The following is a 14,213-nucleotide window of genomic DNA, read 5'->3' on the forward strand; positions in this document are numbered from 1 at the left end:
AACGGATCACAAATGCGCTTTTCAGGATGCCTAATCATGCCCTACCAAGACGCTTTCTCATTGCTGGAGCAAGACCCTCTCTTCAGTCAAACTCAGGTAAACACGGCCCAGCTTGGCGTGCCGGATGAGATGTTTAATGGCTGGCAGCAAACCCTAGATCTTTTATCGGAAATCGTCGATACGCCGGCCATCTTAATCATGCGGGTGACAGATAAAGACATTTCGGTCTTTACCAGCATCCGGACAATCCCTATAAGCGCCATGATACAGAGGGTCTGGGCCATGGTCTCTACTGTGAAACCGTTATCAAAAATCAATCCGAGCTGGTAGTGCCCAATGCCTTAAAAGATAAAGAGTGGGATAGCAATCCAGATATCAAACTGGGAATGATCGCATATTGTGGCCTACCGCTGACCTGGCCCAACGGCCATCCCTTTGGCACCCTCTGCATGCTAGACAATCATGAGAGAGACTACGGGCGGACCTTTCGTCATCTGTTGGCACGTTTTCAAAATGCCATCAACGCCAATCTCGCCAGTCTGTATCAGAGCGCCAAACTGCTTCACCTCAACCAGATCTTAGAAACCAAGGTACAAGAGCGAACACTGGAGCTAACCAAACTCAGTAAAAAGTTATTAAGTGAAATAGAGCATCGCACCGCCATTGAAAATTCACTGCAATTTCATAAAGATCACGATCCATTAACCGGCTTGGCCAATCGACTCGGCTTTATCAATCAACTGTCGCAACAGCTCAGCCAAGCCGACGAACTAAACACCTATGTGATCTACTTTGGCCTACGTAACTTTAAGTCAATCAATGAAAGCTATGGCTACGTCATTGGGGACAAGGTACTGCAGCTCTTTAGTCAGCGCATTAAGGGTATTTTGCACAAAGACAACCTGTTTGCCCGTATTGCTGGCGCCGAATTTGTCATTGCCCACAGAGGCACAAATCCACTAGAGCTTCCGTTAATTAACAGCATCATACAGACCGCCAACATCCCCTTTGCTCTGGCCAATTTCAGCATCAATATTCCCTGCTGCATAGGAGTAGCAATAGCACCGACCGACGCACAGGATGCGGCCGAGCTAATGCAAAAAGCGGGCGCAGCCATGAGCATCAGTAAGAGTGACGGCACGCCCTATAGCTTCTTTAACAAGTTGACTCAGACCAATATCGAACGCCGTTGCCTGTTGGAATCTCACTTGGTCGACGCCCTAAAAAATCAGGAGCTTAGTTTGCACTATCAACCGCTATTCAGTCTGCAGCACCAAGGTGTGATCGGCGCCGAGGTCCTACTTAGATGGCACAGCCCACTGCTGGGCAACGTACCACCGGACCAATTTATCAGCTTGGCAGAAAACAATGGCCAGATCATTGCCATAGGTAACTTTGTCCTGCATACCGCCATCGAACAGGCTGCCCAATGGCTTTGCCGTGATCCCAGCCGGCAATTTCGCGTAGCAATAAATATCTCACCACTGCAGTTTCGCGACGTCGATTTTGCCGACTACATCGCCAATCTGTTGAGCCTGTATCAACTGCCGCCCTCCTCCCTAGAACTGGAAATTACCGAGGGCGTCTTACTGCAAGATGAGCAGCTGGCCAAACATATCATCGACCGCCTACAAACTTTGGGCGTCAAGATCTCTCTAGACGACTTTGGCACCGGCTACTCCTCCCTGAGCTATCTACAAAAATACTCCTTCGACACTCTCAAGATAGATCGCTGTTTTATTACAAACCTGGAGAAGAACGAGCAAGACAGAGAACTGACACGAGCGATCATCGCCATGGGTAAGAAGCTGACGCTCAATGTGATCGCCGAGGGAGTTGAGACCCAGGCTCAGGATGATTTTATTCGTCAGGAAGAGTGCGATTTCGGTCAAGGCTACCTCTATGGTAAACCCACTGATGCGATAAGCTTTGAGCGCTGCTACCTAACGAACAAACAGATAGACGGCTAAGGGCGATATATTCAGCCTTTCATCGTCATCATATACATTTTTGCGATAACGGGTATTCACTCGCAGCGGACCTGCTCTATAGAGTGAAAAAATAAAAAAGATTGCTTATGACTATTGATCCCATCGCCGAGCTGCTCGTCATGTTTATCTGCCTGCTCGCCGGCACCTCTACCCTCGCTTGGGGGGTAATGAGCTTTCCATTGCGTATTGCGCCGCGTGCCAGTGCCTATTTTTCCCTTGCTAACCTCCTCGTCCTTATTGGTGTAATACTGACAACGCAAAGAGGACAAAGCGCCAGTTATCTCTATTGGCATGGTGCCGATATGCTGTTGTTACTGGGGTTTATTCTGCTTCGCAGCGGCACTCAAGGTCTGTTCAGGCTAAACAGCAGCATTAAATTCGATAGCGCACTCTGGCTAGTCATTGGGCTATTGATGCTGACTCAGGCGCCGAGCCACGAGGCAAGCGGCACACTCGGAATACTCTTCTCGCTAATGGCGGCTATCGTCTTTTTACTGATGGCGAAAGACAACCTGGTCGCCCTGGAAAGCACGGTCAAACGGCCCATCGCTGTGGTGCTATTAAGCCCTATCGCCCTGATGGGAATCGCCTTCGCCCTCAGAGCCCTGCTACTGGCATTGGACCCTTCATTAAAGCCCCAACTCGCAACTATTCTGAGCAACGATGCCATCCCTATGTTATGGCTATATGTGATCATGACTCTGTGGATCAATGTGATCATGATGGGCAATGCCCTCACCCGCCTGGTACAAAAAATTCGCCAGCAGGCAGACAGAGACTATCTCACCGGTCTGTGGAATCGACGCGCCATGCAGCAACAGTTAGAACAACTGCATCAGCGTTGGCTTAGAGATGGGCAGGCCTACAGCCTTATTCTGTTCGATCTCGATTTTTTCAAACAGATCAACGATAAGTTTGGCCACTCGGCGGGAGATGCCGTACTGGTCAAGACCGCGCAGCAGATTGGTAAAGTGATACGCGCCACGGACAGCTTCTGCCGTCTTGGGGGAGAGGAGTTTCTGCTTATCTTACCAACGACCGATAGCACAGAGGCAGATGTCATCGCCCAGAAGCTACAACATACCCTAAGGCAGAGCAGCCTAAATTGGCAGGGGAGACTCATTCCCATCAGCGCCAGCTTCGGCATAGTGACCGCCACTCAAGGCGACACGCCGGACAGCCTGCTGGCACTGGCCGACAAAGCGATGTACCGCGCCAAGGAGACTGGCAGAGATCGCTGCTGCACCGCCGAACGCCCGTTGGCCGAAACCCTAGCTACACCATCTCAATAGCAATCTGCTGGCAAGGCGCCTTATCCGCTTGCATAAGGGGTGCGTTCTGATTCATCGTCTGATTAGCCAAGGGCATATTGGCACAGGCATAAAGCTTAGAAAGCTCTTTGATGTCGATAGCGCCGGGGGACTCTGTGATGATCCCCTCTGTGACCATCTTCTTCATTAACCGAGAACTCGACGAAGTTATGCTGATGGCAAACGATAAGCGGACCCGGCACACGCCTTGGTACCATTTTCCAGCTCCACCTGCTTCTCTTCTACGACCATCTTTACCTGCACCACCTTAGGCTTACCCTTGGCGACCTGATCATGCTTAGGCACCATAGGCGGTGGCACCAACTCTTGAGTCACTCGCTCTAACTGCTCGGCCTTGTAGTTTGCCATGCGGTCAGACTTGCTCTGAGTCGTGGCTGAAGCACTGGTTGATACCAGACCTGCGGCCATACCCGCGCCCACCAAACCCAAACCAACAGATCCACTCAAGAAGCTGCGACGTTGCTGATTGACATTAACTGCTGGGGTAGAAGATTGCTTTTCCATAAAATACTCCGTTGTTAGCGCATTTCACCAAAGGGGTTCAAACTGCCAGAGCCGCTATGATGAAGGTGTGAATACCTTGTAACGCTAAGACTATGCCTTTGACGCAGATTGAAATTGACTTTGGTCAAGTCGCTAAAAAAATGTGTAATGAGCAAAGCCAGACTAAAAAGTCAGGTGGGTTTCTGAAGGTAAAAACAGACATAAAAAGCAAGGGAAAGCCGGGCCGTTCAAGCTCGCTGGGCAATACTAATGAGACAAGGTAAAGGGGAGCTTCTGATGGTCAAAATGAGCGAATAAATTAGGTAGAGCAGCACTAAATGTAATTATATGTTTACAAAAATAACACAGCTAAGCGCTGAAAAAGTCGGTAAGCCCACAGGGACTACCGACTTTTTCATAGCTCGTCTAGGACTCGAAGTCGGCTAGCCAAAGCTTAAGAAAATGATTAATTTGATGTTTCTCATCGAGCGATAACTGCTTTGTCAAAGTATGCTGCAGTTCGACATGGGCCTCTATCGCCTCATCGATCCGCGCCAGTCCACTGGGCGTCAATCCGACGGTGACGCTGCGTCTGTCTTGCTGGCAATGAGTTCGGGATACTAACCCCTTCTTCTCCAGTCCATCGATGCGATTGGTCATGGCACCCGAAGTCAACATCATGGCTGCCAACAGCTCTGAAGGCGTAAGACGATAGGGCTCACCGCTGCGGCGCAAAGTAGCCAATACATCGAACTCCCCCATACTGATACCAAACTGTTTATGACAGGCGGTCAGCTGACATTCCAGGTGTTTGTGAATACGCATTAGGCGACCGAGAATCGCCATTGGCAGTGTATCCAGCTGCGGCTTCTCTTTAGCCCACTGGGCTGTCAGGCGATCGACGCCGTCGAGGTGATCTGAGTTCATCGACTCTCCGAGAGAACATAAGTTGAATAAGGCAATACGTACCTATGGGTACGACTTAGTCGCCATTAATTATCTTAACGCAAAGATAATTAATCCAGAGAGACTTTACAAGCTTAAGTAAAGCGTGCAGACTAATATCTTTACGTGAAGATACTTCTTGCTGAGATAAATATGAATGTACTCCTGGCCATGATCCCCGCCTTCTTCTGGGGCACCACCTATGCGGTAACCCAATTTACACTGCCAGACTGGCCACCTCTGCTACTCGGTGCCTTACGGGCGCTGCCGGCGGGTCTTATTCTACTGGCGATCAAACCCAGCCTGCCCAAGCGTGGTGAATGGGGGCTGCTATTTCGCCTGGGCTTTATCAATATCGCCGCCTTCTTTAGCCTGATCTTTGTGATGGCCCTTACCTTACCCTCGGCCATCTCAGGTGTGGGCATGATCTCTGTGCCTGTGTTTGCCATGTTATTTCACTGGGTGATCAGTAAGCGTCGCCCTAGCCTGACCCAAGGGATCTTTGGCTTTGTACTGATTGGATTAGCCTGGCTGCTGTTTAATCCAAACTCCATCAGTCTCAACCCCGTTGGCCTACTTGCCATGCTGGCAGCCATTAGTTGCATCATAGTCGGCAGCACGATCACCAAGGCTTTAGGCGACCGTATCCACTGGTGGACAGTGCTCACCTGGCAACTGATCATTGGCGGCGCCCTTCTCAGCGTGGCCGCAGCAATCCACGCTGGGTTTACGCCAAAAGCTTACAGTGAATCGCTCGCACAATTGAACCTGAATAATGTCGTGGGTATAGGTTGGATCATCCTACTCAATACTGTGCTTGGCTATATCATGTATGTCTGGCTTTTGCAGCGCATGAGCGTGGTGGACTTTACCTTCGGCGGCATCGCCAATCCTGTGGCGGGGATTGTCTCGGGCATGGTGTTATTGGGCGAATCCTTCACCCCACATCAATACCTTTTGATGCTATCCATGATAGTCGCCTCACTCATGCCCCAAATCATCGGCTTGATCGCTGAGCGTAGACGGATCTCCCAGGCTAAATCCCAATAGGGGTCACAGTATTCAATGCCGAGGTTTATCCTTGACCACAGAAAGAGTTACCATGACTTTTTCATTATTTAACAGGAAGATAAATTAAGATGAAAATCAGTGCACGCAATAACCTAACCGGTAAGATCAAGGCGATTGAGGAAGGTTCGGTCAACAACGAAGTGGTTATCGAATTGGCGCCGGGTGTAGAGATCACCTCAGTGGTCACCAAGAAATCCTGTGAGCAGCTAGGACTGGTCGTAGGCGGCCAAGCCTATGCCATCATCAAGGCAAGCAACGTGATGATAGCCGTCGACTAATCTCTCTCCTTTGAGAGTGACTCAGGCATAGGGCCGATAAATATGGAGTGTTTCACTCCAGACTTTATCCTCATTTAATAGCCCTATGCCGACATCGCTTTATCCGCTTAACATCATACTCCAACAGCGCTCGTAATGACTTTAAATAGCAATGCTTCCGTAGACTTTAGCAGTCTTACTCAAGCGCTATTGCCGCCTCAAAACAAGCACTGTTCCAAACAAGCACCGCTGCAAACAAGCAGGTCTCACAACGGGCTGCTTTGCAGACACAAGAGGTTGATTGCTCGCTATCGCGTGATGTCTAGCCTTAACTTACTCGTGTCAACGGGACGGCGATAAACTAAGGTGTCAGTTGTACCCTAAGACATAGCAATTAGGCTCTTCATCTTTCAGGTCTGTCTCATTGCCAGCCAACATCTCTTGTAGCCATTGACGACGCGTTATTGCACCGTGGTCAGATTCTGTTTCAGTCACGCTATGTCCAGTGTTTGTTTCATATTCCATAATCAATACCCAATTCAACATTGTTCGCCGGTATAACACTCGGCACTAATTAAGCATTTGAGAGCACAACAAAACGACCGCCGCGTTTAATTTATCAAACACTTGAGGTTTAATTAAATGACTGAATCTTATTGATGTCAATGAATTATATTGGTCATACAAATAAACCAAAAAAATATGAACAAAGAGACAACAAAACAATAAACCAATGATTAAAAACAACTTTACTAATTGAATCCTGTATTCAATTTTACCAAAATAATAAACCAAGCCACTTTTATCCTTAAAAAATTTAATCTTATGACCATCAAATCCCACCCTTCCTATGTGGTGAAAAAAGCAAACACCTGTTTGAATTTCATCCAGCGGTAAGGCAAGTCGTGGCTAAAGACAGGCAATTAGTCAGCGATTTACCATGGTGCGACACCTTGTCGCACTATCGGGATTTGGCTTTGTCACAATTTCCCTTCACTGCCACAATGCCGCCATCTAAACACGAACAAAACCAATATCATGGCACTGCGTTTTTCCTATCTTACCCTTTCCATTGGCGCAGCCTTGTTGACACTCCCCTTTGTCCAGGCTCAAGAAGCCGCCTTCGAGGTGATAAAGATATATGGCGCCCATCAGGACAACTTTACTTCTGTCACCCCCGTGGCCCAGGCTCCTGTGAGCGACATCAGCGGCTTACTCTCTAAACTGCCAGGGACAGCGGTAAATGGTAATGGTCCCCTGACAGGCATTGCGCAATATCGTGGTCTGTTTGGCGACAGGGTCAACACTCAGGTCAATGGTGTATCGCTCGCCGGCGCGGGCCCTAATGCTATGGACACCCCGCTGAGTTATGCCAGCCTGATCAACAGCGAACGTGTCGAGATGCACCGGGGTATTGCCCCCGTCTCCGCCGGAACCAATACCCTGGGCGGCAGTATTAAAGTAATCGAATCTCAGGCCACTTTTAACGATACCCAAGGACGCATTGCTGGCCAATATCAAGGCAACGGTGCACAGAGTCATCTTGGGGCCAAGGTCAATGTGGGCGGCGAGCAGCATGCCCTATTGATTTATGGCGACCTGATGCATGGGGATAAAGATCTCAAAAGTGGCAGCGACCTGCATATTTCCCCTAGCGGCTATGACAAGCAGATGGTCGGCGGTCAATATCGCTTTAATCTTAGCGATAAGGGATTAGACGATGAATCTATTGCCATCGGCTATCAGCATCTGGAAACCACCGAAGCAGGCACGCCAGCCTTGCCCATGGATATCGACTTCATTCGCACCGACAGAGTTAAACTCGAAGGCGAACATAATCTGGACAGCTGGGGGCTGAACTGGCATCTGGCGTATAGCGACGCCAGACACGGCATGGACAACTTTAGCGAGCGAGTTAAACCAGAGAGCGCAAGTGCCAGGTACAACAACGCCGAGAGCCAGAGCTATGATATGGCGCTGACACTGGGCAAAGACGCCTGGCTATTTGGCATCGACAGCCAACTCAGCACGCACAACTCGGTGATCACCGATCCCAGCAAGCCTATCTTTAGCGTCGACAACTTTAATCAGGTGCAGGACGATACCTACAGCCTATTTGCCCAATGGCAACAGGATATTGACCATTGGCAGTGGCAACTTGGTGCCAGGGTAAAGCACTACCGAACCGATGCCGACAAGGTTAACCACTCCATGGCTGCTGCCATGCCTGCCATCAAAGTATTAATGGACAGGTATAACCAGGCCGATCGCGCTCAAGCACAAACAGGCATGGATCTGGTGATGAATGGCCGCTATCGAGTCAATTCGGATCTCACCTGGATACTAGGCTTAGCCCGCAAACAGGACAGCGCCAGCTACCAACAGAGATACCTGTGGATCCCGATGCAGTCCACAGGTGGTCTGGCCGACGGCCGCACCTATGTGGGCAAGATGGATTTGGAGCTGGAAACCGCCTATCAGCTGGAACTCGGCGCCGACTTCAATCGTCAGGGGCTAAGTATCAGCCCGCGATTTTTCTTGCATCGTATCGACGACTATATCCAAGGGGTCAAGTCGCGCGATCCTGCGGTGATCATGGCAGCTAATATGATGGGCAGTGAAGATCCCATGGAGTTTGCCAATGTCAATGCCCAGTTACTGGGGATGGATATCAATGCCAGCTACGAGATCAACGCCCAATGGCAGCTGGATCTGCTGGCCAGTTACGTCAGTGGTGAGCGCCGCGACATCGACGATAACCTGTATCGCATTGCGCCGCCTAAGATCAACCTTGGCCTCAATTACCAACAAGGTAACTGGTCGGCCCGTATCGAAGGAGTCATGGTAGCCGCGCAGGACAAGGTCTCTGTCAGCCAATCTGAACAGACCAGCGCCGGCTATGGCTTAGTCAACTTAATGATGGCCTATGACGCACCAGCCTGGCAGATAAAAGCCGGGGTAAACAACCTGTTTGATGTCGACTATGAAGATCATCTCGGTGGCTACAACCGGGTATTTAATGCCGATCTCGCCCCCGGACAACGTATGCCTGGCACAGGCCTTAACGCCTGGCTAGCAGGAGAATACCGCTTCTAAGAATATTTACTGGTTTTGGGAACCCTCCACTGCGCTCCCGTCCCCCGAGCATACTGCACGCTCGGGGCTTTTTTTATTTAAAGGCCCTGTTTATCGCGCTTACGGCGCAACATATCCTCATCGGCCTCGGCCAACAGGGTATCTAGGCGCACGTCCTGATCCACTATTTTATGACCTATGGTGACGGTCACCTCAGGCAGATGACTGTCGGCCATGGCATTGTCTAGCCCCTGCATGATGCGGGTCTCGGTAGCAATAACATCCTCATCGCTTTGGCACATCAGTAGCACCACAAACTCATCCCCACCGATACGCCCCACCACATCCGAGGCGCGCACGCTTTGCTTGATGATCCCCGCCAGCAACTTTAAGACTTCATCGCCCACCAAGTGGCCATGACCATCATTGATCCCTTTAAAGTTATCGACATCGATATAGAGCATGGCTAAGCGGCTCTCATTACGCTGAGCCAACTTAATACGCTGCCTTGCTAATCCCTTAAATCCACGGCGGTTATTGATATGACACAGCTCATCCAGATGAGCCAGCTGCTTCAGTTCACCGTAAATATCTAACAGGGCAAGATCGGCCTCAAGGATCTCTTTGAGCTGATGGATCAACTCAAAATATGTGTCCTGGTAATCAGTCTTGTTGAAGTCCATCACGCAGAAGGTACCGAAACAGCGGCCATCGGGCCAAAACACCGGCACCCCCAAGTAAGATGAAAAACCGTCGTTCTTCACCTCGGGATTGGTCTGCCAACAGGGCTCTATTTGGGCATCGCGTACATAGAGATCTTTTTGAGTCTCGACGATACGTCGACAGAAGATATTGGTATCGGGCGCAATCACCACCCCAGCCGGATAGGGGTTACTGACCTGCTTACTGGCGATGGTGACCTGAAACCCTTTTGGCGTATATTGCACCAGAAAACTGGCAGGCGCATTGAACACATTGGCCAGCAGATTAACCGTCTTTTGCCACTTGTCGAGGGAGATAAGATCGATAGGATTATCGAGTAAAAAGCGTTCACTGCTGTACAAAGATTCTGTCGGCATCGTCTTTCCTTTCTACGGACAACGAAATCGCCTTCCTGGCGTTTTGACCTGAAGTCAAACACACCTACCTGTGAACTAGCTATGCTTTAGAGCATAGAGGTCAACTTAGCCCAATTCAAACCCAAATCATAGATATAACAAATAGCGCCGTTATTAAATAATCAATTTAAATACCCCCAAGGCAATGGTGTAAACCGGTTTAATAACTCATATCCTGCGGTTTTTTCAGCAATTTACGCTGCAAGGTACGCCTGTGCATCCCCAACTGGCGCGCCGTCGCCGAAACATTACCCTTGTTGGCATTCAGCACCTGCTGCAAATGCTCCCACTCGACTCGTTTAGGACTCAGGGGCACCTCATCGACCTCTGGTTCGATCACCTTGGGCGCCTCATCATCCAACACCCTGAGCAGAGTCGCGGTATCGGCGGGTTTAGTCAGGTAGTTATCGGCGCCCAGACGCATCGCTTCCACCGCTGTGGCTATGCTGGCGTAACCGGTCAGCAGCACCAGTACCGCCTGAGGCGCGGCGCCCCTTAGGGGTGCGATCAATGCCAGACCATTATCGTCGGCCAGTTTCATGTCCAGCAGTATATGACTGGGCTTAAACTGCCGCGCCTTTAGTAGCGCCTGTGTAGCATCATGAGCCTGTTCACACTCATAACCATGTTTTGCCATGCGCCTTGCCAATATCCCCGCAAAACTCACCTCATCATCAATGATCAACAAGCGCTTCATTAGGCCTCCACTATCGGCAGATAAACCTGCGCCACGGCGCCACCATCCACATGGCTGCCGAGGATCAAACGTCCCCCCAGTCGCTCCAGGCTGGCATGACTGAGTAACAAGGCGACCCCCATTCCCTTTGGCTGCTCGACAATCTGATGCCCGAGCTGCTGCAGCAGTGGCGCCGGTATTCCCGCGCCGAAATCTCGCACACTCAATACCAGCTCATCCTCCTGACGCAGCACCGAGAGGGTTACCCGCATCTCATCTATCTTCTCCTGACTGGCTCTGGCACCATTTTCAATCAGCGCCAGTAAGGCAGGTTGCAGGCTGGCATCGACGGTCAGCGCCAATTTGGCAACCGCTTTATCAGGCTGCAATTCAAGCTTCACCGCTGGCATTAACAAGTTGACCTGATCACGCAGGCCGCTGACCAACTGCTCAACCGATTCGGTGCGCACAGCACCGTCACGTATCGATTCTGTAGCGTTTCGCAGCGCCATCAGAGTGGCCTCGCAAACCGATAGTGCCGACTTCATCTCCTGCAGTGCAGGCCCATCATTTGTTGCCTCCTCTTGCAACTCTTCCACCAGCAACCTGAGGCTTCCCAGAGGCGTCGCCAGTCGATGAGCCATCTGCGCCGAGGCGGTGCCCAGGGCAATCAGCTTCTCCTGACGCAGCTGCGCTTCACGCATAAAGGCCAGCTGGGCATCCTGGCGCCGCATCCGCTTGGCTAAGAGGGCCACACTGGTGGTCAACACCAACGAAGAGATAATGAAGTTAACCCACATTCCCAGATAGTGAGACTGCATATCCATACCGTGGTGGCTCATGCTGCTATCAGGCGTGGCAAACAACATCAGGCTATAGGCTAGATTCGAGAGCAGCGCCAAAGACCAAGGCGCCCAAAATGGCAGCAGCACGGCGGCGATGGCGATGGGCAGTAACAACAAAGAGATGAAAGCATTGGTGGCACCGCCGGAGAAATAGAGCCAGGAGATCCACAGCAGCGTATCGAGCACCAGGGCGATAAAGAGCCCAGCTTCACTGCTGAGCAGAGGCTTTCGCAGCCAAAAGGTGAAACCTAAATAGCAGGCCTCAAGGATCAATGTCAGATTCAGTGCCGGACTATGCAGCGACAGACCAAAGGTATCGGCAAATACAAAGGTCAAACAGAGTTTCAGCATCAGGGCCATGATGCGCAGCAAGGCTAGCTGGTCAGCGGCTCGGTAACGACCATAACTCAGAGTCGGCACATTATTTCCTAATTTAAATCAGAGGATAATCCGATCTTGGCAAGGGCTGGACCGGAGCGGGACAGGCTATATTTTACGCCCTGTTCGAATTCAATTTCACTCTTTATCGCCAAAGATTTGAGCCGTGCCATACTCAGACTGCAATCCTTGGGTCGCTTGGCACTATCATTAGGAGTTGCAAGCGGCGCGATATGCTGATGACTCAGTCCCAAGATCTTGGCCATCTTGACCAGCATCTGATACTTGGTCATTCGCTCGGCGCCGGTAAAGTGATAGATACCGCTAACATCCCCCTGAGTCTGCTGACGTGTCACCATGGCAACCAGGGCATTGGCGATATCTAAGGTGGAGGTGGGGCTGCGGGTCGCCCAGTTATCCTGCGTGCTAGCCTCCTGACTCACCAACTGAGTTAACATCACCAAGACGGCGGACTCAGCTAACGACTCCACCTGACCATAGAGAATAGGCAAGCGCAAAACGGCAAAGCCAGGTGACACACCTAGGACGGCAAGCTCCCCCTGACGTTTGGACTCACCGTAGAAATTGAGCGGATGCGTCTCATCCTCCTCACCATAATCAGGCGCTGTGCCGTCAAACACATAATCGGTAGAGATATAACAAAGCCAGGCATCATGGGCCTTAGCCGCCTGCGCCAGGTGCTCACTGGCAGCCTGATTAAGCGCCAGCGCCGCCTGCGGGTCGCGCTCAGACACATCGGGTCGCCGCTCGGCGGCGCAGTGAAGGATCACATCGGGTTTATGATTAGCAATAAACAGCTCCACAGCCGGCTTATCGGTCAAATCCAATCTGTGCATATCTGGAGTCGCCCGCGAGTACCCACAAGCCAGTATGGTTACCGTCTCACTGGAAAATCGCTCAATCAAGGCTCGCCCCAATAGACCTGTGGCGCCGGTGATCATTATCTTCAACATCAATACTACTCGTTTGTTATGGGTTGGGTACCAGGTTTCAACATAGGGCAATCGGCTGGCAAGACCAGGCTGATGGCAGCGGCTTGGATCTCAAAATCTACCTGGGTCTCTGTGATGGGCTCACCATCTAAATTAATCGGCATCGGCGGGTTTGAGCGCCAACAGGCGCTGGGCTGTCGGTGATATTTGACATACTGGTTGTCCGATTCCGGGTTTTGTAACTCGGCAATGACCTGGGCCAGCACCTCGATAGGAAAGTCCTGCAGGGCCACCAGATCCATCAAACCATCGTTAATATAGGCTTCGGGCGCCAGCACCTGGCCACCACCGGCCTGACGACCATTACAGACGGCGCCCACCAGCAATTGCTGCTGACTGGACTCCCCATGAATAACAAACTCACCATCATAGGGCTTAAAGTTCAACGCCTGCACTAAGCCAGATAAGGTATAAGCGCCGCCGCCGAGAAAGTGCTTTAGCGCCACAGGAGTATTTGAAGTGACTTGGGCACCAAAGCCGCCGCTGGCAATGTTGATCACATGCCTGTCGTTGGCACGAATCACATCGACCCCATAGGCCTCGCCCTCAGCCGCCAACCTTAATGCTGCCTCATAATCCTCGGGAACTTCAGCCGCTGCGGCAAAGTCGTTTGCCGTCCCAAGCGGTAAAATCGCCGCCTCGCAACGTTTCTCTTTGGGATGCCCCATCAAGGCATCTACCAACTCGTTGAGCGTACCGTCGCCACCTGCGGCCACAATCCGGCTACAACCTTCGGCTATCGCCTCATCAACCAAACGCGCCACATCACCGGCCTCAAAGGTTACACGCACCTGGATGTCATGATCTTCTCTGACACGGGCAATCGCTTCTCTGACCTCCTCAATGCCGGCTTTCTTGCCATTGAGTATGATACGTAGCGTCACTGTCACTCTCCTTCCCAACCCTCTGTTACCTAATCATAGCAGTAAGGAGGCAGAGGCTAAACCAAACGCAGGCATGCCAGCGAGAATGAAACGGTTTTAATCCTGGATATTTGCCGCGTCCGCCGCAACAGGATATTCTCTGTTGT

At 51.1% G+C, this 14,213-nt stretch carries 12 protein-coding genes and 1 pseudogene; 5 read left to right on the forward strand and 8 right to left on the reverse strand.

Features of this window, described 5'->3' with window-relative positions:
• Window positions 1–36 precede the first annotated feature (36 nt).
• Together NY07_RS18890 and NY07_RS11205 are read left to right on the forward strand one after the other, a co-directional pair.
• Window positions 37–1,970: pseudogene (locus tag NY07_RS18890) on the forward strand (bifunctional diguanylate cyclase/phosphodiesterase).
• Between the two features lie 107 nt (window positions 1,971–2,077).
• A complete protein-coding gene (locus NY07_RS11205; protein ID WP_033539447.1) occupies window positions 2,078–3,283 on the forward strand; it encodes a GGDEF domain-containing protein in 1,206 nt (401 codons plus the stop codon).
• Here the strand turns inward: NY07_RS11205 and NY07_RS19620 are convergent.
• The 3 genes from NY07_RS19620 to NY07_RS11215 all read right to left on the reverse strand — a co-directional run bounded on the left by NY07_RS19620 (window position 3,267) and on the right by NY07_RS11215 (window position 4,732).
• Window positions 3,267–3,449: a hypothetical protein gene (locus tag NY07_RS19620; RefSeq protein WP_140946943.1), complete on the reverse strand. Its 183-nt coding sequence runs from the start codon at window positions 3,447–3,449 to the stop codon at window positions 3,267–3,269. The two genes, NY07_RS11205 and NY07_RS19620, sit on opposite strands and share 17 nt — an antisense overlap.
• A gap of 20 nt (window positions 3,450–3,469) precedes the next feature.
• Window positions 3,470–3,826, reverse strand: a complete 357-nt coding sequence (locus NY07_RS11210) for a hypothetical protein (RefSeq protein ID WP_033539448.1) — start codon at window positions 3,824–3,826, stop codon at window positions 3,470–3,472.
• A gap of 405 nt (window positions 3,827–4,231) precedes the next feature.
• Window positions 4,232–4,732, reverse strand: coding sequence for a MarR family winged helix-turn-helix transcriptional regulator (locus NY07_RS11215; protein WP_033539449.1), 501 nt, complete (start codon window positions 4,730–4,732; stop codon window positions 4,232–4,234).
• A gap of 171 nt (window positions 4,733–4,903) precedes the next feature.
• On the opposite strand from NY07_RS11215, the gene NY07_RS11220 reads away from it, so the two are divergent.
• From NY07_RS11220 to NY07_RS11230, 3 genes are all read left to right on the forward strand, one after another.
• Window positions 4,904–5,800 (forward strand): DMT family transporter, encoded by an 897-nt coding sequence (locus NY07_RS11220; RefSeq protein ID WP_033539450.1) that lies wholly within the window; start codon window positions 4,904–4,906, stop codon window positions 5,798–5,800.
• A gap of 89 nt (window positions 5,801–5,889) precedes the next feature.
• The gene (locus NY07_RS11225) at window positions 5,890–6,099 is read left to right on the forward strand and encodes a TOBE domain-containing protein (RefSeq protein WP_033539451.1); all 210 of its coding nucleotides are present in this window, start codon (window positions 5,890–5,892) and stop codon (window positions 6,097–6,099) included.
• A 1,017-nt stretch (window positions 6,100–7,116) separates the two neighbouring features.
• The gene (locus NY07_RS11230) at window positions 7,117–9,174 is read left to right on the forward strand and encodes a TonB-dependent receptor (protein ID WP_033539452.1); all 2,058 of its coding nucleotides are present in this window, start codon (window positions 7,117–7,119) and stop codon (window positions 9,172–9,174) included.
• 77 nt (window positions 9,175–9,251) lie between these two features.
• Here NY07_RS11230 and NY07_RS11235 read toward each other — a convergent pair whose 3' ends face one another.
• From NY07_RS11235 to yegS, 5 genes are all read right to left on the reverse strand, one after another.
• A complete protein-coding gene (locus tag NY07_RS11235) occupies window positions 9,252–10,232 on the reverse strand; it encodes a sensor domain-containing diguanylate cyclase (RefSeq protein ID WP_033539453.1) in 981 nt (326 codons plus the stop codon).
• 199 nt (window positions 10,233–10,431) lie between these two features.
• On the reverse strand, window positions 10,432–10,968 hold the full coding sequence (locus NY07_RS11240; RefSeq protein ID WP_033539454.1) for a response regulator transcription factor: 537 nt from the start codon (window positions 10,966–10,968) through the stop codon (window positions 10,432–10,434).
• Window positions 10,968–12,152, reverse strand: a complete 1,185-nt coding sequence (locus NY07_RS11245) for a sensor histidine kinase (protein ID WP_052125629.1) — start codon at window positions 12,150–12,152, stop codon at window positions 10,968–10,970. The genes NY07_RS11240 and NY07_RS11245 overlap by 1 nt, the downstream gene beginning before the upstream one ends.
• A 68-nt stretch (window positions 12,153–12,220) precedes the next feature.
• Window positions 12,221–13,144 carry a dTDP-4-dehydrorhamnose reductase family protein gene (locus NY07_RS11250; protein WP_033539456.1) on the reverse strand — a complete coding sequence of 308 codons (924 nt, stop codon included), beginning with the start codon at window positions 13,142–13,144 and terminating at the stop codon, window positions 12,221–12,223.
• 5 nt (window positions 13,145–13,149) lie between these two features.
• Entirely contained in the window at window positions 13,150–14,067 is a 918-nt protein-coding gene (gene yegS / locus NY07_RS11255; protein WP_033539457.1) for a lipid kinase YegS, read from the reverse strand.
• Window positions 14,068–14,213 lie beyond the last annotated feature (146 nt).

The organism is Shewanella sp. ECSMB14101 (assembly GCF_000773485.1).
Classification (GTDB): Bacteria; Pseudomonadota; Gammaproteobacteria; order Enterobacterales; family Shewanellaceae; genus Shewanella; species Shewanella marisflavi.